This is a genomic window from Streptomyces sp. NPDC002309 (assembly GCF_053593375.1).
In genome coordinates this window covers 24,107-42,457 of record NZ_JBSFCI010000053.1, presented here as the reverse complement: position 1 = coordinate 42,457, position 18,351 = coordinate 24,107, and the positions used below count along the sequence as shown (strand labels likewise).

Here is an 18,351-nt window from a genome sequence, read left to right as displayed (position 1 = left end):
CGCCGGCGACAACACACCCCAGCACCTCCACCTCGGCAGCGACCCCACCGACCTCGGCGACCTCACCCGCCCCGGAGACAACGCCACCCCGAACACCCGCCCCGCCGACAACCTCCCCGGAGGCCACGCCGACAACCTCCCGACCAACAGCGTCGACAACGCACCCGGAGGAAGGCCTGACGAACGCGCACATGTGCCGACCGCCGGCCGGCAGCCGCCTCACACCATCGACGGTGGTCACCGCGACGTTCCATCCAGCGGCGGGCATGGAGGCACTCCTCATGGAACACCTCATGACGGTTCTTCTCCCCTGCCGCACGAGACTCCGCCGGGAAACCCCACCGATGGGCTGCCCTCCGGTCCAGGCCATGGAGCCGCAGGCGAGGGCCACGGTGGGTCAGGACACGGCCACGAACCTCAGCGGGTCGACTTCAGCGAGGGAGACGCGCGGCCGTCCGCGGCGCCTGGACGTATGGAACCGGGCCAAGAGGCCGCGGTTGCGGAGCAACTGGCACGCTTGAAGATGGCCCCCCATGACATCGAGAAGGCTCTCGCCGGACTTCGCAAGAGCCAGTACGGCGCCGGAATCGCCAAATACATCGGCGAGGGAAATCTGGCCGATCTACCCGGTTATGACGACCTTCTTTCCCAGTGCAAGCAGGCCAGCAAGAACAACGACATGACTCCAGCGGTCTTTATGGCGATGGAGCACGCGACAGATCTGCAGCGGCGTGGCGTCGAAGGCCTGGCCTTCGAATGGAAGGTGCCGGCTGACGGTTTGGACCTGGATGTACTGGTCAGGTCGGGTGACCGAATCGAGTACGGCGCCCAGCTCAAGGACGTGGCCAGCGCCTCGGGGCTCAACAGCGCGACAAGAGGTATCGCAGAGAAGCAGTTGCTGGGAGAGATCGACGGCCAGAAGGTAGCCATCTTGGATGTGCATGACACCAAGTCGGCCCTCACTGACAAGGATTTGGGGCGTATTGCCCATCGCGCTAGGGTTACGAACGCCACCTTCGTGCTGCGATTCAATGACGGCTCCATCACCGTCCCGGCCAACGGCCCCACTTATCCATAAGGAACAGCTCATGCCCATGCTCATGCGAGCGCCGCGCGAATGCGCGTCATGGTTCTGGGACTTGGAAGACTACGCGCCGCCAGGGTTGTCATCGGCGTTGCTCGCGGCTTCTCGGATGTCCGCGGTTCTCCGGGAACACGAGCTTCTTCAGCCGAGCGCTTTGGAATGGTACTGGGTGGTGCCCGAGATGGGCGGCGCCGTGGCGAAGACGCGCCTGCAGCTCACGAGGCCGATCGATGACGAGCAGGTGGCCGAACGCGTGCAGATGCTGCGCCCTGTTGGATTTCCGGGTGCCGAATTGAGTGGCCTGCACGTCACTGGCGCCGGCGTGTGGATCGACGAAAAGGGGGTACGGCATGCCGAGGACGGACTGGTGGAACTCACCGTCTCCTCGGAACCTCTTGGCCTGTCTGCCGACGTTTCGGTCTTCCACGACATCTGGGGGCCGTTCGACTTCCGTGGCATGCCGCATCCGGAGGTCCGTCGCCAGAACGCGCCGCGCCTTGCCGCCGCGCTCCAGGAGCTGGAGGTGCTCCTGGGAGTCGCCGCGGAGCCTGGTGAGCCGACGAACTTCGGAAGGGCCGTCGGCCACGGGGTCGACGAGCCAGTGGTCGAGGACGGGCGGGGGCCGGACCTCACCGGTCAGCTGTAGCCGCTGCCGCAAGGCGCTCGTCGCGTACAGCTGGGTCGGTGAGGTCCAGTACCGAGCAGTGGGGGTCGACCTCACGGACTGCCGACAGGACTTGAGGTTCGCGGCTCCCGCTTCGCAGGAAGCTGTGGCGGGGCTGACCGAGCTGTGTCCGGAGCGACGGGCCGACCGGGGCCGAAGACCCGGATGAGCGGAAGGGGCGGTCGGATCCGTGTCCGGGACGCCGAGGCTCTCGCAGCGCTCGCCGTCATCTGGCGTGGCCTACGATGCCGCCATGCCCACCGAGGTCCGGATTCAAGCCGATACCACCAGCGCCACCGAGCCTTCAGGGGCAGGCGCCTGACAGTCCGGAAGGGCATCAGTGGTAGTACAGATCCCCCGCCCTCCCTTGCCCACGGAGAACGCGGAAGACGGCCTCGCCGTGCTCCAGGAGAACACCCAGGGTCTGATCGACGGTTTGGAGGAACTCTCGACCAGGTTGGGCGATGCCCAGGGTGTCTCGCTCACCCTGGCCCAGTCACGCTGCCTGGTCGACCCTCGGGCATCGATCTTCCCCACCTGGGATGCCTGGGTCAACGCCATGCAGCTCGGTTCCGCCGTGTTCGCCGCCGCGACCACTGACGAGGACCACGTCCAGTGCCGTATCGCCCACAAGGACCGCACGCTCCAGGCCACCGGCCCTCAGTGGTATGTGAACCCGGGCAGCTGGATCAGCGCCTTCTACCTCGCCGTCGTGTGCCGGGAACGGGACCGGATCACCGCCCTGAGCCAAGTGCCCCTGTCTCTGCTCCGCGAGAACGGCCCGCAGTTCGACGCGTACCACTACGCCTGGATCGACACGCTCCAGACCTACTGGCGGGGCGGTCCCGACCTCGGCTCGAAGCTCGTGGCCGCGATCGACGGCACCGACCCGGAAGTCGCCAGCGACCCGGAGACGGCCGGCAGGCTGCTCTACCCGCCGATGGAGATGTTCCACCGCTTCCTGCGCAAGGACCACACCGCCTTCAACACGGCCCTCGCCAACGCCGTTGAGTGGCACAAGGAGTACTGGACCGAGGAGAGCCGGACCTTCCAGGCCCCCGGTCTCGTCGCTCTCGGCCCCCTCGCCATCGCCTGCTTCGCCCACGACGCGGGCTTTCCCATCGAGGTCGAGTCCGAATACCTCCCCGCGACACTCCTCGGGCGCAACTGGCTCGGCGAATTCCCGACCTGATGTGCGGGGTGTCGCGCCCGTCGATCGGGCGCGACCGCCGCGCCGGCCCCTAGAACAGGCTCAGCAGCGCCTCCGCCGGGTCCGGCACGCCGTTCTCGCCGTCCGGCAGCGGCAGTTCGAACCAGACCGTCTTGCCGCGGTGGGTCCGGCGCGAGCCCCAAGCCGCCGACAGGAGACCGACGAGTTGCAGGCCCCGGCCGCCCTCGTCGGTGTCGCGGGCGCGGCGACGGCGGGGCTGGACCAGGCCCGAGTCCCAGACCTCGCACACCAGCGTGCGGTCCAGCAGCAGACGCAGTCTGATCTCCCCCTCGCCGTAGCGCAGCGCGTTCGTCACCAGCTCGCTGACCAGCAGCTCCGCCGTGTCGACCAGCGCCCCCATGTCCCAGCTCTGGAGCTGGGCGCGCGCGTACTCGCGGGCCCGGCCCACGCTGCGCGGCTCACGCGGCAGCGTCCAGTCGCCGACCGACTCGGCGGGCAGGCCCTGGACGCGGGCCATGAGCAGGGCCAGATCGTCCTCGCCGTGGTGGGTGTCGAGCGTGTTGAGAACCTGGTCGCAGACGTCCTCCAAGGGCCGGGTGGGGTCGGTGAGCGCCCCGACGAACGCCTGGAGGCCCTCGTCCAGCGGATGGTCCCGGGACTCGACCAGTCCATCCGTGTAGAGCGCGAGCAGCGCACCCTCGGGGAGTTCGACCTCGACCTCCTCGAAGGGTTCCCCGCCGACGCCCAGCGGCAGACCCGGCGGCACGTCGAGCATCAGCGCCGGCTCGCCGGGTTCGACCAGGACCGGCGGCAGATGGCCGGCGTTGGCGAAGGTGCACCGGCGGGTGACGGAGTCGTAGACGGCGTACACGCAGGTCGCCAGGTACACCTCCGAGAGGTCCGCCTCGCGGGGGCGCCGGGCGGCCCGGGTGGCCTGCTGGATGCCGCCGGGGGTGCCGAGGCCGCGGGCGATCTCGTCCAACTGGGACAGCACCTCGGCCGGTTCGAGGTCGAGCTGGGCCAGGGTGCGCACGGCGGTGCGGAGTTCGCCCATGGCGACGGCCGCGCGCAGGCCGCGCCCCATCACGTCGCCCACCACCAGCGCCGTACGGTGCCCGGGCAGCTCGATGACGTCGAACCAGTCGCCGCCGACCTCGCTGGGGCGGCCGGTGGAGGCGTTGCCCGGCAGGTAGCGGCAGGCGATGTCGAGGCCGGAGGCGACCGGGTCGCCGGGCGGGAGCAGGGACCGTTGCAGTATCAACGCGCGTTCGTGCTCGCGACGGTAGAGCCGGGCGTTGTCGATGCAGACGGCGGCCCGTGCCGCCAGCTCCACCGCGAGGTCGCGGTCCCGTTCCCCGAACGGCTCGCTGCCCTTCGCGCGCGAGAACTGGGCGAGGCCGACGACGGTGTCGTGGGCGACCATCGGCACGGCCAGCGCGGACTGGACGAGGCCGCCCTCCTCGGCGGGGACGGTCTGCGGGCGGGCCGTGCGCAGGGCGTCGGCGCAGGGCGAGTTGAACGGGTAATGGTGGACGGCGCCGACCGTGACCGGTTCGCCCGTACCGGCGAACGGCGCGTCGGAGACCGCGCTGGCGAAGGCGACGCGGCGCAGTTCGGCGCTGCCGTCCGCGAGGCTCTGCGGAGTCTGGTCGCCGACCAGGAGGCCCTGGTAGAGGTCGACGGTGGCCAGGTCGCAGAAGCCGGGGACGACGACGTCGAGGAGTTCCCGTGCGGTGGTCTCCAGGTCGAGCGAGTTGCCGATGCGCGCGCCGGCCTCGTTGAGCAGGGCGAGATTGCGCCTGGCGGCGGCGGCCTCGCGGGCGGCGGCGCGGCGGGCGGTGATGTCGGTGCCCAGCCAGGCGATGCCGATGGGGCTGCCCGTTCCGCTGTGCACCCGGTAGAGGTTGACCGACCAGTGGCGGCGCTCGTCGGAACCGGGCCGGAAGCCCGTGACGTTCATGTCCGTGATGCTCTCGCCGGTTTCCAGCACCCGCCGCAGGGTGGCGGCGACGCGCTCGGCCTCGCCGCGCGGCAGGTAGTCGTGGACGCCGAGGCCGCGGTGGTCGTCGGGCGTGCCGCCGAAGACGGAGGCGAAGCGCTGGTTGGCGCGCCGCACCTTCAGATCGGCGTCGATCAGCAGGAAGCCGAAGGGGGATTGACCGAAAATGGCCTGCGAGGCCGCGAGATCGGTCTCGATGCGGCGTAGTACGCGGACGTCGACGACGATGCAGACGGCCGCCTTCTCGCCGCCCTCCGTGCGGGTCGGCATCACGTAGACCTCGGCGAGGCCCGTGCCGCCGCGCCCGCCGTCGACCGTGTCCGGCAACCGGAAGGGGACGACGCCGGTCCACTCGCGCCCGTCGAGGATCTCGGCCATCTTCCGCTGTCCGCGGTCGCGCAGATCGGGGTCGATGAACGCCGCGATGGGGTCCATGCCGACGGCCCGCGCGGCCGGGATGCCGAGGAGCTGCTCGGCGCGCAGGCTCCACTGGTCGACCAGTCCGTCGGCGCCGATGGAGAAGGACGCGACCTTGATGTAGTCGTAGATCGAGCCGGGCGGACTGCTCTGCCACAGGGCGTCCGGCAGCGGCATCTCGCCGGAGGCACCCACGGCCTCCGTCCTCGCGCCGTCCGACGGGTCCTCGGACTCCGTGGCCTTCGCTGGTATCTCGCTCACGCGAACCGTCCCCTCCAGCTCACCGCGTCCGGTACCGGTCACCAAAGGCGGCTGCCCGCAGTATCCAGCACTACGGCGCCGCATAACACGGTGTTCACGATCACAGCACGGTCCAGGCGTTTTTCGGACCGTACCGCGACAACACTCCCAGTCTTCTAACCAGGGGATCCACCCTCGAATCACACCTGGGGGCAACGGCTTCCGGCCGGATCCCGATCGTGGACAGGAGTACGACCGCTGCATGCGCTCCGGGGTCGCCCCTCAGCCCGGGACGGCGAGCTCGAACCACACCGTTTTGCCTGCGTCCCCAGGCCTGGTTCCCCAGCGGCGTGAGGACGACGCCACCAGTTGCAGCCCGCGCCCGCTCTCGTCCTCGGGGCGGGGAACGCGTTCGCGCGGCGGCTCGGGGAGCGGGTCGGAGACCTCCACGAGCAGGACGTCGGACAGGTGCGCGGGGCGCACCAGCCGGACGCCGATCGGACCGGTGGCGTGACGTAGCGCGTTCGTCACCAGCTCGCTGACCAGCAGTGCTGTGATGTCACTCACACTGTCGAGCGCCCAGCCGTGCAGCTGGTGGCGGACGACCGAACGCGCGGTGCGCGCGGTGGTGGGGTCGGCGGGGAAGGTCCACTCGGCGCATTCGCCATCCGTGTCGATCACGCCGATCACTTCCCAGGACAGTGAGGCCGCCCATGTCCGGTTTCATGGGGTTAATGGGCACATACCCGATATCCCCGGGGCATTACCCACAGGAACGGCGCACAGTCGCACCGACGGCGCACGGGACAGAGACGCGCGCCAACACCCGGACCACAGCGCCGAATCACACCGCTCGCGCTTCCAGCCGCCGCTCGCGCCTCCAGTCGCCGGTCGCCGGTCGCCGGTCGCGCATGCTTCCACGCGCCAGCCGCTCACACACCCACTCACCGGCCGCTGGTCGATGGTCGCCGGCTGCTCGAGCTTCCCCACACCGGCCGATCAGGATTCCGCCCGTCTGCCGATCACGCCTCTCACACCCCGGCGACTCCGGCGTCCAGCTCGCCGGCCACCTCGCGGACCGCCGCCACGTCCTGCGCGAGCCACTCCACGCTCCACAGCGTCGCGGCGGTGAGCCACCGCAGTTCGTCGTGGTCCTGGAGGGCCTTCGGCTCGGGCGAGTCGGCACTCAGCCGTGCGGTCCACACCTGGAGGACGTACGGATCTCTCAGCGGCCACTGCCCCGGCACACGCCGCACGGGCTCCGCCTCGACGCCGAGTTCCTCCCACAACTCCCGCACCAACGCGGCTTCCGGCGTCTCGCCGGGTTCGACCTTGCCACCGGGCAGCTCCCAGCGGCCGGCCAGCTCGGGGGGCGCACTGCGGCGCGCGGCGAGCAGCCTGCCGCCGTCGAGAAGGGCGGCGCCCACCACCACGATCCGTTCCGTCATGCGCCGGAGCCTACGGGAGCGCCCCGGCGGCCCTCACAGCTCCGGGACCCCGTCCTGCCCGATGCGCTCGACCCAATAGAGCTGCTTGTGCCCCCGGCTGTCGAGGCTGTCGGCGATCTTCTCGGCCTCGGACCGCGTCGCGTACCTGCCCACGCGGTAGCGATTGCCGTTGTCGTCCTGCCGTATGACCAGCCACGGGAGAGTCACCGTGCTGTCGTTCATCGCGCCCCTCCGCTTCCCGCCCTCGGCCCGCGCGCCCCGCCCGCTGAGGAAACCGCAATCCGCATATGCCCGAGCCTACGCCTAACCTTTACGCAGCGAATACGGCTTTTCACAAAGAGGTACGCAACAAGCCAGCACCAAGGGGGCGCGCGAGGCCGAACGCGCCGTCCCCACACCTCCGCGCATCCGGTCAGCGGCATATCGGGCACGCCGTGGGTCACCTGCGAGAACGTCCGGATTCCACCGGCACGCGAAAAGGCTCCCGGCACGCCCGCGCCGGGAGCAACTGCCGCACGGTTGTGCGCTACTTCACCGGAAGGTGGTAGGCGACCCGGTAGCGGTCGGCCGGGATCACGACGTCCGACGTCTCGACCGGCCGCCCCGAGGCGTAGAAGGTGCGCTGCACGACGAGAACCACGTGTCCCGGGACGCCACCCAGCGTGAGCAGCTCCTCGGCCAGTCCGGGTCGGGCGCCGACCTCTTCGGTGACGTTGTCCACGACCACGTCGATGGCGGCCATCCGCTCGACGACGCCCATGCCGCCGAGGGGACCCTCCTCGGGCAGCATCACCGGCGTACGCCCCGTCACGGCCAGCGGCTCCCAGGAAGTGGACAGCATCATCGGCTCGCCGCTGTCCCGGAACAGGTACTTGGTGCACATCACCCGATCGCCGGGCCGGATGCGGAGCCGCTCGGCGATGGCGACGCTCGCCTCCGTCTGCGCGCTGCCGGACTCCCACGTCCCCCGCACGGCGGCATCGGCCTGCTCCTGCCTGAAGGGCGTGGCGCCACCCGCCGGGCGGTACCCGGACCGGGCGATGCTGCGGGGTACGGGCCGCTCCCTCACATAGGTCCCGGAGCCGGAGCGGCCCTCCACCAGGCCCTCCGCCATCAGCACCTTGCGGGCCTCCAGCGCGACGGTGTCCGAGACCCCGTACTCCTCGCGGATTCTCGCCTGCGAGGGCAGACGTGTGTGCGGTGGCAGCTGACCGTCGACGATCTTCTGGCGGAGATCACCCGCGACGCGCAGGTACGCCGGCTGCTCACCGAATGTCACTGGCCGCTCCCATCAGGTTGTACAGACAGCAACAGCCTGGCAACCGTGGGTTGTGCCAGGCAAGCGATGGCCAGAGAATCACTCGATGTGATGACTTCTGGCCCCGGGAGGCTTCACGCAGGCAGTTTCTCCCCGCTGCGGAGCCGATCACTCCCCCGACGACAGGAGTGATCGTGGAACCCCGGCGCGCTCACACCTCCTCGTCCTCGGCCGCCTCCTCGTAGGCCTCCCGGGGCGGACTGGTGTCCAGCCCCAGAGCCTCGCGCGCGGTGACGGTGGCCTCGCCGTCGTAGAACCCGTACGCCTCGTCGTAGTGCGCGTAGAAGGTGTCCGCGTCCCCTGCGTCCGCGGCCTTCGCCCACTTCTCCTGGGCCGACGCCAGTTCCTTCACCAGGGCTGCCATGGGCCGCTCGACGTCCGCGGGCCAACCGTGCGCCTCCAGTGCCGCGCCCTGCTCGGCGAGCGCGTCCCGCATCTCCCGCGCCCAGGCCCGGTTCACCGGCAGGTCCTCCTCGGGGAACGCCTCGGGCTCCTCGCCCGCGACGGCCTCGACCGCGACCACCGTCTCCAGATACGCGAGCTGGTCCGCGTCGAGGGTGGTCTCGTCGGTGCGCAGGGAGCCGCCCTTCAGGCTGCCGTCCTCGTCGGTGCTGCCGTAGAGGCAGGTGATCTCGTGGTCGCCGAACGCCCAGCTCTCCCGGCTCGGCGTCAGGTGGTAGACGTCGACGTCGTCGGGCACCGCCCAGCTGTCCATGGCGTACTCGGGCTGCAGCACGTAGCACTTGTCGTCGGCGACCTTCGTGACGTGGTCGTCGCCGGGGAAGGTGCCGCCGGGCAGGGTGACGGTGGCGAACACCTCGCCGTCGTGCCTGCCGGAGCAGGGCACCACCTGGATGTCGTACGTCGCCCCCTCCAGCGAACCGGTGGGCGCGTCGAAGCACTCGCCCTTGTCCGGCGAGACGACCGCGCCCTCCCGCACACCCTCCTTGAAGCCCTGCCAGACCTCGGACGCGGCGCCCGTGGAGAACGTCAGTGTCAGCAGGACCAATCCGACGGTCGACAGCGCGGCCCCGGCGATCGCCATTCCCTTGCCGCGCTCGCCCCTTCGCCTGATCTGGCGCAGCGCGACCAGACCGAGCACCAGCCCGACGGCCGGCAGGAAACAGAGCAGGCCGAGCACGAGAGCGGCGATCGCGGCTCCGTTGACCGGCGTCAGCGGAAGCGGCGGGTACGGGCCCCACGCCCCGTACGACGGCTGCTGACCGTACGGCCCCGGACCGCCGTACGGCCCTGGGCTCCCGTACGGCCCCTGCGCGCCGTACAACCCCTGCGCGCCGTAGGGTCCCTGGGCGCCGTAGGGTCCCTGGGCCCGCGGGGCAGGGTGCGGGCCGTCGGGGCCCTGAGGGTCCTGCGGCTGCGGGGGTCCAGGGAGCGGGGGTATGGACACAGGTACGGTGCTCCTGGTTCGGGCTGCGGGGAGGGTTCGGATCGCGGGTCGCGACAGCTGCGACTGGCGCATGGTATGCGGGTGGGGACTGGGGGCGGAATGCGGATCACGCGTGCCACGGCACTGGCGGTGAACCGGCTGACGGAACGGTGGGCCGGACACGTCACGGACGGTACGGCCTTCTCGGCGGCCGGGGTGTGGCCCCTGATCGCCCTGCTCGCGGACGGGGCCGGTGGCGCGGCGCGGGCGGAACTGGCGGACGCGGTGGGCATGCCCGCGGACCAGGCCGCCGGCGTCGCACGCGAGTTGCTCGCCGCCCTGGCCTCGACACGCGGCGTGGACACGGCCCTGGGGCTGTGGACGAGACGCACGCTGGAGCTGAAGGAGTCCTGGGAGTCCGGGCTGCCCGCCGCGGCGCACGGGGTGCTCACCGGGGACATGGCCGCCGACCGCGCGGCGCTGGACGCCTGGGCGGCGAAGCGCACGGGCGGGCTCGTCGACCGTATGCCGGTGGCACTCACGGACGAGACAGAACTGGTGCTGGCGAGCGCGCTGGGCCTGCGGGCGGACTGGCTGCGCCGCTTCCGGGACCGGCCGACGCTGCCCGAGACAGGGCCGTGGCGGGACCGCCTGCTGCTGGGCCTGCACCGCGAGAGCGTGCTGCTGGACCGGGTCGGCGTGGCGGACACACCGCACGGCCGGGTCACCGAACTGAAGGTGCTGGGCGACACCGGCATCGACGTCCATCTGCTGCTCGGCGAGGAGCGGATGACACCGGGCCAGGTGCTGGGAGCCGGGGTCGGCATCCTCGCCCGCCGGCACCCGGTCGTGCCGGGATCGCTGCTGCCGTACGGCGACGTGGGGCCCGGACTGCGCGTCGAGAAGGAGCGGCGTGCCCGGCCCGAGCCGCCGACGCTCCGCCAGGAGACGGTGGCGTTCCGGACGGTGGCGCGGCACGATCTGCTCGGCCTGCATGAGGTGTTCGGGCTGACCACGGCGCGGGACACGCGGCAGGGCCACTTCCCCGGCGTCAGCGACTTCCCGCTGGCCGTCGGGTCGGCCGAGCAGGCCGTGGTGGCGAGGTTCGGGGCGCTGGGGTTCCGGGCGGCCGCGGTGTCGGCGCTCAGCTGGGTGGCAGGGGGCGGTGTCCCCCGGCTCCGATACGTCACCACCACCGTCAAGGCCCGCTTCGACCGCCCCTTCGGCTTCCTCGCCCTGCACCGGCACTCACGGCTGGTCCTGACGGCGGGATGGGTGACCGATCCGGAGCCGCACCCGGGGGAGACGGAGGAGGGGTAGCCGAGGTCGTCGTCCGGGGACTTCCGACGGACGTGCCTCGTCCTCGCGGCGGGCGGGAGCACCGCCCGGAACCGCGAGGACGAGACCGATCAGAAGCCGTCGGCCCTGGGGCCGGGGAGCGTCAGAACTGCAGCGCCCAGGCGTCGATCCGCCCGGTGTCGAGCCGCGCGTTGTCGCTGACCCTCAGCTTCCACGAGCCGTTGGCGACCTCGGACGACGCGTTGACGGAGTACGTCGCGTCGATGTTGTCCGCGCTGCCACCGGTGCCGTAGCCCTTGAGCGTGTACGCCGTGCCGTCGGGGGCGACCAGCTGCACCTGGAGGTCACCGATGTAGGTGTGGACGATGTGGACCTCGACGGAGAGCGCGGCGGGGGCGTTGCCGGAGACGCCGGTGACCGTCACCGGGGACTCGACCGTCGCGTTGTCGGCGATGGCGTAGTCGCCGGTGTTCTCGAAGCGCGGGCCGGGCGGCGTCGGGTTGCCGGCGCCCACGTAGAGCAGGCGGTTGGGCGAGCCGGTGCCGGGGCTGGTGACGACGTTGGGCGTGGCCGCCGCCGTCAGCGCGCCGGCGACCTGGGCGGGCGTGGCCGAGGGGTTGTCGGCCAGGTAGAGCGCGACCGCTCCGGCGACGTGCGGACTCGCCATCGACGTACCGGAGATGGTGTTGGTGGCCGAGTCGCTGGTGTTCCAGGCGGACGTGATGGACGAGCCCGGCGCGAACAGGTCGAGGACCGTGCCGAAGTTGGAGTAGCTCGCCTTGGCGTCGGTGTTGGTGGTGGCACCGACGGTGATCGCCTCGGTCACGCGCGCGGGTGACCTGGTCGAGGCGTTGGTGGTCTCGTTGCCGGCCGCGACGGCGAAGGTGATGCCGGAGGCTATGGCGTTGCGTACGGCGGTGTCGATGGCGGTGTCGGCGCCGCCGCCGAGGGACATGTTGGCGACGGCCGGCTTGACCGCGTTCTGGGCGACCCAGTCGATGCCGGCGACGACCTGGGCGGTCGTACCGGAGCCGGAGTTGTTCAGCACGCGGACGCCGACGACCTTCGCCTTCTTGGCGACACCGTAGGCGTTGCCGGCGACCGTGCCCGCGACGTGGGTGCCGTGGCCGTGGCCGTCCTGGGCGGTGTTGTCGTTGTCGACGGCGTCGTAGCCGTAGGAGGCGCGGCCGCCGAAGTCGCCGTGCGTGATACGGACGCCGGTGTCGATGACGTAGGCCGTGACGCCCTGCCCGGCCGAGTCCGGGTAGGTGTACGAGTTGTTCAGCGGGAGGTTGCGCTGATCGATGCGGTCCAGACCCCAGGAGGGCGGGTTGGGCTGGGTGGCGTCGATCGTGTAAGTGCGGTTCTGGACGACCGAGGCGACGGCCGGGTCGGCGGCGAGACGTTTCGCCTCGGTCTCGGACGCCTCGATCGCGTAGCCGTTGAGGGCCTTCTTGTACGTGCGCTCGATGGTGGCGCCGTACTTCGCGGCCAGCGCGCGGCCTTCGGCGGAGCCCGAGCGGGCCCGGTCCGCCTTGAGGGTCACGATGTAGCTGTCGGCTATCGCGTTCGCGGCGCCCTCGTACTGGATGTGGCCTTCGGCCGCACCGGCGGGCAGCGCGGAGACGAGACCCGCGGTGAGTACGGCGCTGGTCAGCGCGCCGATCGCGGCCAGTCTTCGCCGGGGGGTGCTGTGGGGAGTACGCATCCCTGCCATCTGAGGGGTCCTCCTCAATCGGTGGTGCGTCAGTGTGGGGGCGACGCCCGGATGAGCAGGGGCATGACAATCGGCTGTGGCGCTCACCTGTGCGTCAGCCGAAAGATTGGGGCTTCCAGAGGAGTTGCACAAGGGCTGTGCAGGAATGTAACTCGCCTGCCATAAAGCTGACATGACTGATCGTCAAGTCTATGCGGAAGCCGAATCCCGTCGAAGACCGGCGGATTCCCGGCGGATTCCCGACCAGTCGCCCGACAGGTTCGCGACCGTGAGTCGGCTGCTCGTCGGCTGAGAGAACGCCGGGAGACCGCCGGGAGAGCGGCCGGAAGACCGGCCGGTGCGACAGCGAGGGCCGACGGCCTGGCAGGCTGCGCGTATGGCTGATCGAGACGCTGAGTCGCCCGAGTTGTGGACCACCGTGGACGCGTTGTGGAGCTGGCTGGAATCGGATCAGCCGGTCACCGGCCGCGAAGGCCTGTTGCTGCGCATGCTCAAGCTCCAGGAGGAGGTCGGCGAGACCGCCCAGGCGGTGATCGGCGCGACCGGCCAGAACCCCCGCAAGGGCCTGAGCCACACCTGGGAGGACGTCCAGTCCGAGCTGTGCGACGTGGTGATCACGGCACTGGTCGCACTGCGCTCCCTGACACCGGAGGCGGGGCAGGTGTTCACACGGCATCTGGAGCGGGTGGCGGAGAGGTCACTGGACAGGGAAGGGTAGGCGCCGTCGGCTGCCCCCGGACCTACGGCACCACCCTGCCGGTCATGCGCTCCCCGGCCGCACCGGATCCTCAAGACCCTCAAGCTCCCTGCGCTCACATGACGGGGCGATGGGAAGACGCGTACTCATCCGCGATGTTGAAGACGCAGGCACAACAAGGGCATTCCGCATGGCCGAAGAGATGGGCGATACCGTCGGCGAGCACGGCTTCGCCATCGCGGACGGCAGTCTCATGCATCCATCGACCGATACCGGAGAGGCCCTCGGGGGACGCCGGCCGCAGTCCCCGTCGGTCCACGTCGCCCAGGTGCCAGTCCCGGATCGCCGAGTAGCGCCCGTAGCCGCCGATGGCGATCGTCACCTCCGCAGCGCAGTGAGGGCAGGTCACCTGGTAGAAGTCATCCGAGAAGTCCCCCAGGACCGCACTCCAGTGGTACTGCTCTTCCGCCGCGAGCAAGTAGAGGAAAGTCGCGAAGTAGTCGTCTGGCCGCGACCGCAGGTGCTGATCCAGCAGCTCACGGAACGCCGCGATCGCGTCGGCGCAGCCCGCCAGCAGATCGTCGCACCCGTGGCCCCCTGCCGCGCACCGCACGATGGTCCCGGCCAGCCCGCGCGCCCGCGCGCTCCGCGACGCGAGACGCACCAGACGCGGCAGTGCGGCGAAACTGGCGGGGAACACCAGGTCGTGCTCGAGGACCAGCCGGTAACCCAGCTCGTCCCATGCTTCTGCGTCGTCCTCGCGCTCGACGCGCGCCAGGAGCTCGGGGACGCGATCGACGTCCCCGTGGCAGTCGTACATCTGCGCCCAGTTCACCACCTGAGCATTCAACCGCCCCCGAGGCCGCCGGGAGTGACTCCGCAGCCCTGGATCCTCCCGCACGACTCATCGGAGCCGGCGTCGCGGGGAGGGCGGACTCTCCCATTCCCATGCACTCAGGGCACCGACAGATACGGCCCCGACACTCTTCTGGTCTGTGGAACGCCCGCCGGCACGTCACCGGTTGAAGGTCGGAGCGGGTCCGGAACCGTGGCGGAATCCGCACTGCCGAGGCGAGGCGGTCATGACGCCGGGCCCAAGGTGTCGTACCCCACCCCCTACAACCTCTCCCCGCTCGCCGCCACCGCCTCTACGATCCGGCGCATGATCAAGCTGACCTGGGCCCTGGTGGCCGACCGCATGGACGAGTGGACGGGTGAAGACCTCGCAGAGGGCGTTGCCGTGCTCGAGGCGAAGGTGGGTGCAGTCGTCGACGCGAGCGGGATGCAGGAGCGAGCCGTACGACACTGGCGTATGGACTTTCTCTCGCCCGTCGTCGAGTCGCTGCGCACGGAGGGAGCAGCCGCACTCGCTCGGGGCGAGTCCTGGAGCAAGGCGGCAGGGCCGTTCTGGCGTGCGCCTCGCCAGTCACCTGACCTGACACGGACAGGTATGAGAACACGGCCCAGTGTGCAGACGCCGCTCTTCGCCAGGTTCCCCAGCCGCAGGCGTCCTTCGGTGGCCCCAGCGCCGAAACCCACCCGCTTCCGCCATACCGCGCTATGGTGCTGGTATGGCTACCAAGAAGGTGACGATCACTCTCGATGAATCCCTGGTCGAGGCCCTGGCCAGTGCTGCTGAGGAGGAAGGCATCCCACTCTCCCGGCTCGTCGCCGGAGCAGCTGAACGAGAACTGCGGCTGCGGGCCGGGCGGGCCGTGATCCAGCAGTGGCAGGCGGAGCACGGCGCCTTCACGCCACAAGAGGTCGCGGCTGCCCGCGCCGACATGGCCGACGCCGATGCCGAGTACCTCAGCGGCACGGGAGCATCGGCCGCGTGAACATCCCTTACCTGTACGACGCCGGTGCGCTGATCGCCATCGACAACGACGACCGGCGCATGTGGGTCCGGCACAGCCTGGCTCTCGAAGACGGCAGGGACATCCACGTGCCCTCCGTGGTTGTCAGCCAGGCATGGCGGGACTCCCGCCGCCAGGTCAGGCTCGGCAAGTTCCTCGCCGGGTGCCATGTCGTACCCGTGGGCCTCGAAACCGCCAAGGCCGCAGGCATTCTCTGCGGCAAGGCCGGCACCGCAGACATCGTCGACGCCACCGTCGTTGTCATGGCTGCCAGTCTCGGGGCGATCATCTGGACCTCCGACCCGGACGACATCCGCGCCCTCATCGACGCCCAGGACGTCAAGCCCGCTCCCGTCATCCGCGCCGTCTGACCTCCGAAGGTCTGCGGACTCCTACGCACAGCGAGACGGCCTGACCAACGTCCTCGCAGACCTGCCCCGTCTGCTTCTGGGAGGACGACGGGGTCCAGTTCCGCCGGCCCTCAGTGACCCGCTGGAGCCGGGCAACGGGGATGGCATCGAGCTCCCGCGCCACCGCCTCATCCTGGAGCCGCTTCAGTGCCTCCTGCACCGCCTCGACGGCCCTGCCGTGATCACCGCACACCACCAGAGCCGCCGCGTACAGTCGCCCGCCTTCGCCCACCGCCTCCCGCGCATCCCGCCCCACACGCCCCGCCCCTCTTTCCCGTGCCCAGCTCAAGCACCTGTGGCCCGACTCCGAGGAGCGGACCCGGGCCGCCGTCGACAAGGCGTACGCGGACCAGTCCGCCGACGCCCGGCCGCAGGTCGACGAAGCGGCGTAGCCGCTCCCCCGCGCGCTGACCGAAGTCAGCACGCTGCGGACTCCGTGCGGACCACAAAGGCCGCCCAACCCGCTCCGCAGCAGGTCAGACGGCCTTTCGTCGAACGTATTAGACGTTGAAGCGGAACTCCACCACGTCGCCGTCCTGCATCACGTAGTCCTTGCCCTCCATGCGGGCCTTGCCCTTCGCGCGGGCCTCGGCGACCGAGCCGGTCTCCACGAGGTCGCCGAAGGAGATCACCTCCGCCTTGATGAAGCCCTTCTGGAAGTCGGTGTGGATGACTCCGGCGGCCTCGGGGGCGGTGGCGCCCTTCTTGATGGTCCAGGCGCGGGATTCCTTGGGGCCGGCCGTGAGGTAGGTCTGCAGGCCGAGGGTGTTGAAGCCGACGTGGGCGAGGGTCGCGAGGCCCGGCTCCTCCTGGCCGACGGACTGGAGGAGCTCGAGGGCCTCGTCCTCCTCCAGCTCGGCGAGGTCGGCCTCCAGCTTGGCGTTGAGGAAGATCGCCTCGGCGGGGGCGACCAGGGCGCGCTGCTCGCCCTTGAAGTCGTCGTCCGTCAGCTCGTCCTCGTCGACGTTGAAGACGTAGAGGAAGGGCTTGGTGGTGAGCAGGTGCAGGTCGTGGAGGAGCTCGGCGCGCTCGCTGCCCTGGACGATGCCGTGCGCGAAGAGGGTGTCGCCCTTCTCGAGGATCTCCTTCGCCTCCTCGACCGCCTTGACCTTGGGCGCCACGTCCTTCTTGATGCGGGACTCCTTCTGGAGGCGCGGAAGGACCTTCTCGATCGTCTGGAGGTCGGCCAGGATCAGCTCGGTGTTGATCGTCTCGATGTCGTCCTTGGGCGAGACCTTGCCGTCGACGTGGACGACGTTCTCGTCCTTGAAGGCGCGGATGACCTGGCAGATCGCGTCGGACTCGCGGATGTTCGCCAGGAACTTGTTGCCCAGGCCCTCACCCTCGGAAGCGCCCCGCACGATGCCCGCGATGTCGACGAAGTCGACCGTGGCCGGCAGCACCCGCTCCGAGGAGAAGATCTCGGCGAGCTTCGTCAGGCGCGGGTCGGGGACACCGACCACGCCGACATTGGGCTCGATCGTGGCGAACGGGTAGTTGGCCGCCAGCACGTCGTTCTTGGTCAGGGCGTTGAACAGGGTCGACTTGCCGACATTCGGCAGACCGACGATTCCGATCGTGAGCGACACGTTGCGACTTCCCGTACGTGAGAGGGGCATGGGGCCGGTGGGCCGGGGCAGGGCCAGGGGACTGGCCGGCCGATCCACCAGTTTACGGGGTGTCCGAGTCCGGCCGGGCGCCCTGTCGAACGCTTGACCAAGCTCTGCCCGACGGCGTGTCGGACGGCCTATTTGACACATTAATCGACCTAAGTTGGCCTAGTGGAGCAACACAGGGCGCGTTCTTCCCAGCACGGACCGCGACGCGGCGCGGCGCCGCCGACGCCCCTGCCCTCGCAGGCTCGGCGCGACGGTGGCGGTGGAGGCGGTCGCGGAGGCCGGAGCGGCGGTGGTTCCCCGGCTCGGCCCGCCAAGTCCGCCGCGGCACGGTCCCAGGGCCGTCCCGGAGGTACGGCGCGGCCCCCTGCGGCGTTACGACGTCCCGCCCCGCCGGTAGTCCAGGCGGTTCGGCGGATTCCCAACCCCCGGTTCACGGGACTCGGCTGCGGGCTGTTCTGCGGGGCGGTGATGCTGGGGCTCGGCGCGCTCGACGCGCTGCTGCTGGACTCGCTCGTCGTCTACGGCGTGCTGTTCCTGCCGGTGTGCGTACTGGCGGCGGTATGGGTGCGCGGAGTGGACCTGGTGACCGTGCCCATCGTGGTGCCGATCGCCTTCGCACTGGGCCTGGTACCGATCGCCGACAGCGGGGAGGGGCTGAGCGGCCGCGTCGTGGCCCTGTTCACGGCGCTGGCGACACAGGCGGGGTGGTTGTACGGGGGGACGCTGGTGGCGGGGGTGATCGTCAGCGCTCGGAAGCTCCGTCGGCTGCGCCGACGCGCGGCACGCAGACGCCCCCACGCGTGAACCGGGCCGCGGTGCGAGCGGTTCACCGTTCGTGCCGCCCGACTCGTATCGCCCGTCCGGGTGACCCGCGTCCCTGTCATGCGAGCCCGCGCCCGGCGACGGCCGCCGTCCCGCGGCGCAGGCAGCCCCCGCCTGCCGGCGGCCGCTCCGGGACATCCCCGGAACCCGCACCCGCCCGGCAGGAGCCCGGGTCCGCGCCACGCGTCGGCACGCGGGACCCG

Annotated in this window: 18 protein-coding genes and 1 pseudogene; 8 read left to right on the top strand and 11 right to left on the bottom strand. The window is 70.5% G+C overall.

Annotation, left to right across the window (positions count from 1 at the left end):
* Positions 1 to 241: hypothetical protein (locus ACWCPM_RS31215; RefSeq protein WP_450979618.1), on the bottom strand; the 241-nt coding region annotated here is incomplete at its 3' end.
* A 231-nt stretch (positions 242 to 472) separates the two neighbouring features.
* Between ACWCPM_RS31215 and ACWCPM_RS31210 the strand changes: the two genes are divergently transcribed.
* From ACWCPM_RS31210 to ACWCPM_RS31200, 3 genes are all read left to right on the top strand, one after another.
* Positions 473 to 1,078, top strand: a complete 606-nt coding sequence (locus ACWCPM_RS31210) for a hypothetical protein (RefSeq protein ID WP_450979617.1) — start codon at positions 473 to 475, stop codon at positions 1,076 to 1,078.
* 10 nt (positions 1,079 to 1,088) lie between these two features.
* Positions 1,089 to 1,730: a hypothetical protein gene (locus ACWCPM_RS31205; protein ID WP_450979616.1), complete on the top strand. Its 642-nt coding sequence runs from the start codon at positions 1,089 to 1,091 to the stop codon at positions 1,728 to 1,730.
* Positions 1,731 to 2,115: 385 nt separating this feature from the next.
* Positions 2,116 to 2,940: an immunity 49 family protein gene (locus tag ACWCPM_RS31200; protein WP_450979615.1), complete on the top strand. Its 825-nt coding sequence runs from the start codon at positions 2,116 to 2,118 to the stop codon at positions 2,938 to 2,940.
* Between the two features lie 49 nt (positions 2,941 to 2,989).
* Here ACWCPM_RS31200 and ACWCPM_RS31195 read toward each other — a convergent pair whose 3' ends face one another.
* From ACWCPM_RS31195 to ACWCPM_RS31170, 6 genes are all read right to left on the bottom strand, one after another.
* Positions 2,990 to 5,596, bottom strand: coding sequence for a SpoIIE family protein phosphatase (locus tag ACWCPM_RS31195; protein WP_450979614.1), 2,607 nt, complete (start codon positions 5,594 to 5,596; stop codon positions 2,990 to 2,992).
* Between the two features lie 261 nt (positions 5,597 to 5,857).
* The gene (locus ACWCPM_RS31190) at positions 5,858 to 6,265 is read right to left on the bottom strand and encodes an ATP-binding protein (protein WP_450979613.1); all 408 of its coding nucleotides are present in this window, start codon (positions 6,263 to 6,265) and stop codon (positions 5,858 to 5,860) included.
* Positions 6,266 to 6,606: 341 nt separating this feature from the next.
* Complete coding sequence (locus ACWCPM_RS31185; protein ID WP_450979612.1) at positions 6,607 to 7,023, bottom strand: (deoxy)nucleoside triphosphate pyrophosphohydrolase; 417 nt, start codon at positions 7,021 to 7,023, stop codon at positions 6,607 to 6,609.
* A 33-nt stretch (positions 7,024 to 7,056) separates the two neighbouring features.
* Positions 7,057 to 7,245: an SPOR domain-containing protein gene (locus ACWCPM_RS31180; RefSeq protein ID WP_450979611.1), complete on the bottom strand. Its 189-nt coding sequence runs from the start codon at positions 7,243 to 7,245 to the stop codon at positions 7,057 to 7,059.
* Between the two features lie 304 nt (positions 7,246 to 7,549).
* Positions 7,550 to 8,302, bottom strand: a complete 753-nt coding sequence (locus ACWCPM_RS31175; RefSeq protein ID WP_450979610.1) for a GntR family transcriptional regulator — start codon at positions 8,300 to 8,302, stop codon at positions 7,550 to 7,552.
* A gap of 190 nt (positions 8,303 to 8,492) precedes the next feature.
* Positions 8,493 to 9,749 carry a DUF4190 domain-containing protein gene (locus tag ACWCPM_RS31170; RefSeq protein WP_450979609.1) on the bottom strand — a complete coding sequence of 419 codons (1,257 nt, stop codon included), beginning with the start codon at positions 9,747 to 9,749 and terminating at the stop codon, positions 8,493 to 8,495.
* 99 nt (positions 9,750 to 9,848) lie between these two features.
* Here ACWCPM_RS31170 and ACWCPM_RS31165 point away from each other — a divergent pair, with 99 nt between their 5' ends.
* Positions 9,849 to 11,048: a serpin family protein gene (locus ACWCPM_RS31165; protein WP_450979608.1), complete on the top strand. Its 1,200-nt coding sequence runs from the start codon at positions 9,849 to 9,851 to the stop codon at positions 11,046 to 11,048.
* Between the two features lie 121 nt (positions 11,049 to 11,169).
* Here the strand turns inward: ACWCPM_RS31165 and ACWCPM_RS31160 are convergent, their stop codons facing one another.
* A complete protein-coding gene (locus ACWCPM_RS31160) occupies positions 11,170 to 12,744 on the bottom strand; it encodes a S8 family peptidase (RefSeq protein WP_450979607.1) in 1,575 nt (524 codons plus the stop codon).
* A 376-nt stretch (positions 12,745 to 13,120) separates the two neighbouring features.
* On the opposite strand from ACWCPM_RS31160, the gene ACWCPM_RS31155 reads away from it, so the two are divergent.
* Positions 13,121 to 13,462, top strand: a complete 342-nt coding sequence (locus ACWCPM_RS31155; protein ID WP_450979606.1) for a MazG-like family protein — start codon at positions 13,121 to 13,123, stop codon at positions 13,460 to 13,462.
* 94 nt (positions 13,463 to 13,556) lie between these two features.
* Here the strand turns inward: ACWCPM_RS31155 and ACWCPM_RS31150 are convergent, their stop codons facing one another.
* Positions 13,557 to 14,276 (bottom strand): hypothetical protein, encoded by a 720-nt coding sequence (locus tag ACWCPM_RS31150; RefSeq protein ID WP_450979605.1) that lies wholly within the window; start codon positions 14,274 to 14,276, stop codon positions 13,557 to 13,559.
* Positions 14,277 to 15,012: 736 nt separating this feature from the next.
* Here ACWCPM_RS31150 and ACWCPM_RS31145 point away from each other — a divergent pair.
* Complete coding sequence (locus ACWCPM_RS31145; protein WP_450979604.1) at positions 15,013 to 15,279, top strand: hypothetical protein; 267 nt, start codon at positions 15,013 to 15,015, stop codon at positions 15,277 to 15,279.
* Positions 15,276 to 15,668, top strand: a complete 393-nt coding sequence (locus ACWCPM_RS31140; RefSeq protein ID WP_450979603.1) for a twitching motility protein PilT — start codon at positions 15,276 to 15,278, stop codon at positions 15,666 to 15,668. The genes ACWCPM_RS31145 and ACWCPM_RS31140 overlap by 4 nt, the downstream gene beginning before the upstream one ends.
* Positions 15,669 to 15,771: 103 nt before the next feature.
* On the opposite strand, the pseudogene ACWCPM_RS31135 reads toward ACWCPM_RS31140, so the two are convergent.
* Both ACWCPM_RS31135 and ychF read right to left on the bottom strand, forming a co-directional pair.
* Positions 15,772 to 15,963, bottom strand: a pseudogene (locus ACWCPM_RS31135) (hypothetical protein); the annotation flags it as partial.
* 244 nt (positions 15,964 to 16,207) lie between these two features.
* Complete coding sequence (ychF, locus tag ACWCPM_RS31130) at positions 16,208 to 17,296, bottom strand: redox-regulated ATPase YchF (protein ID WP_450979602.1); 1,089 nt, start codon at positions 17,294 to 17,296, stop codon at positions 16,208 to 16,210.
* Positions 17,297 to 17,794: 498 nt separating this feature from the next.
* On the opposite strand from ychF, the gene ACWCPM_RS31125 reads away from it, so the two are divergent.
* Positions 17,795 to 18,130 carry a DUF6542 domain-containing protein gene (locus ACWCPM_RS31125; RefSeq protein WP_450979601.1) on the top strand — a complete coding sequence of 112 codons (336 nt, stop codon included), beginning with the start codon at positions 17,795 to 17,797 and terminating at the stop codon, positions 18,128 to 18,130.
* Positions 18,131 to 18,351 lie beyond the last annotated feature (221 nt).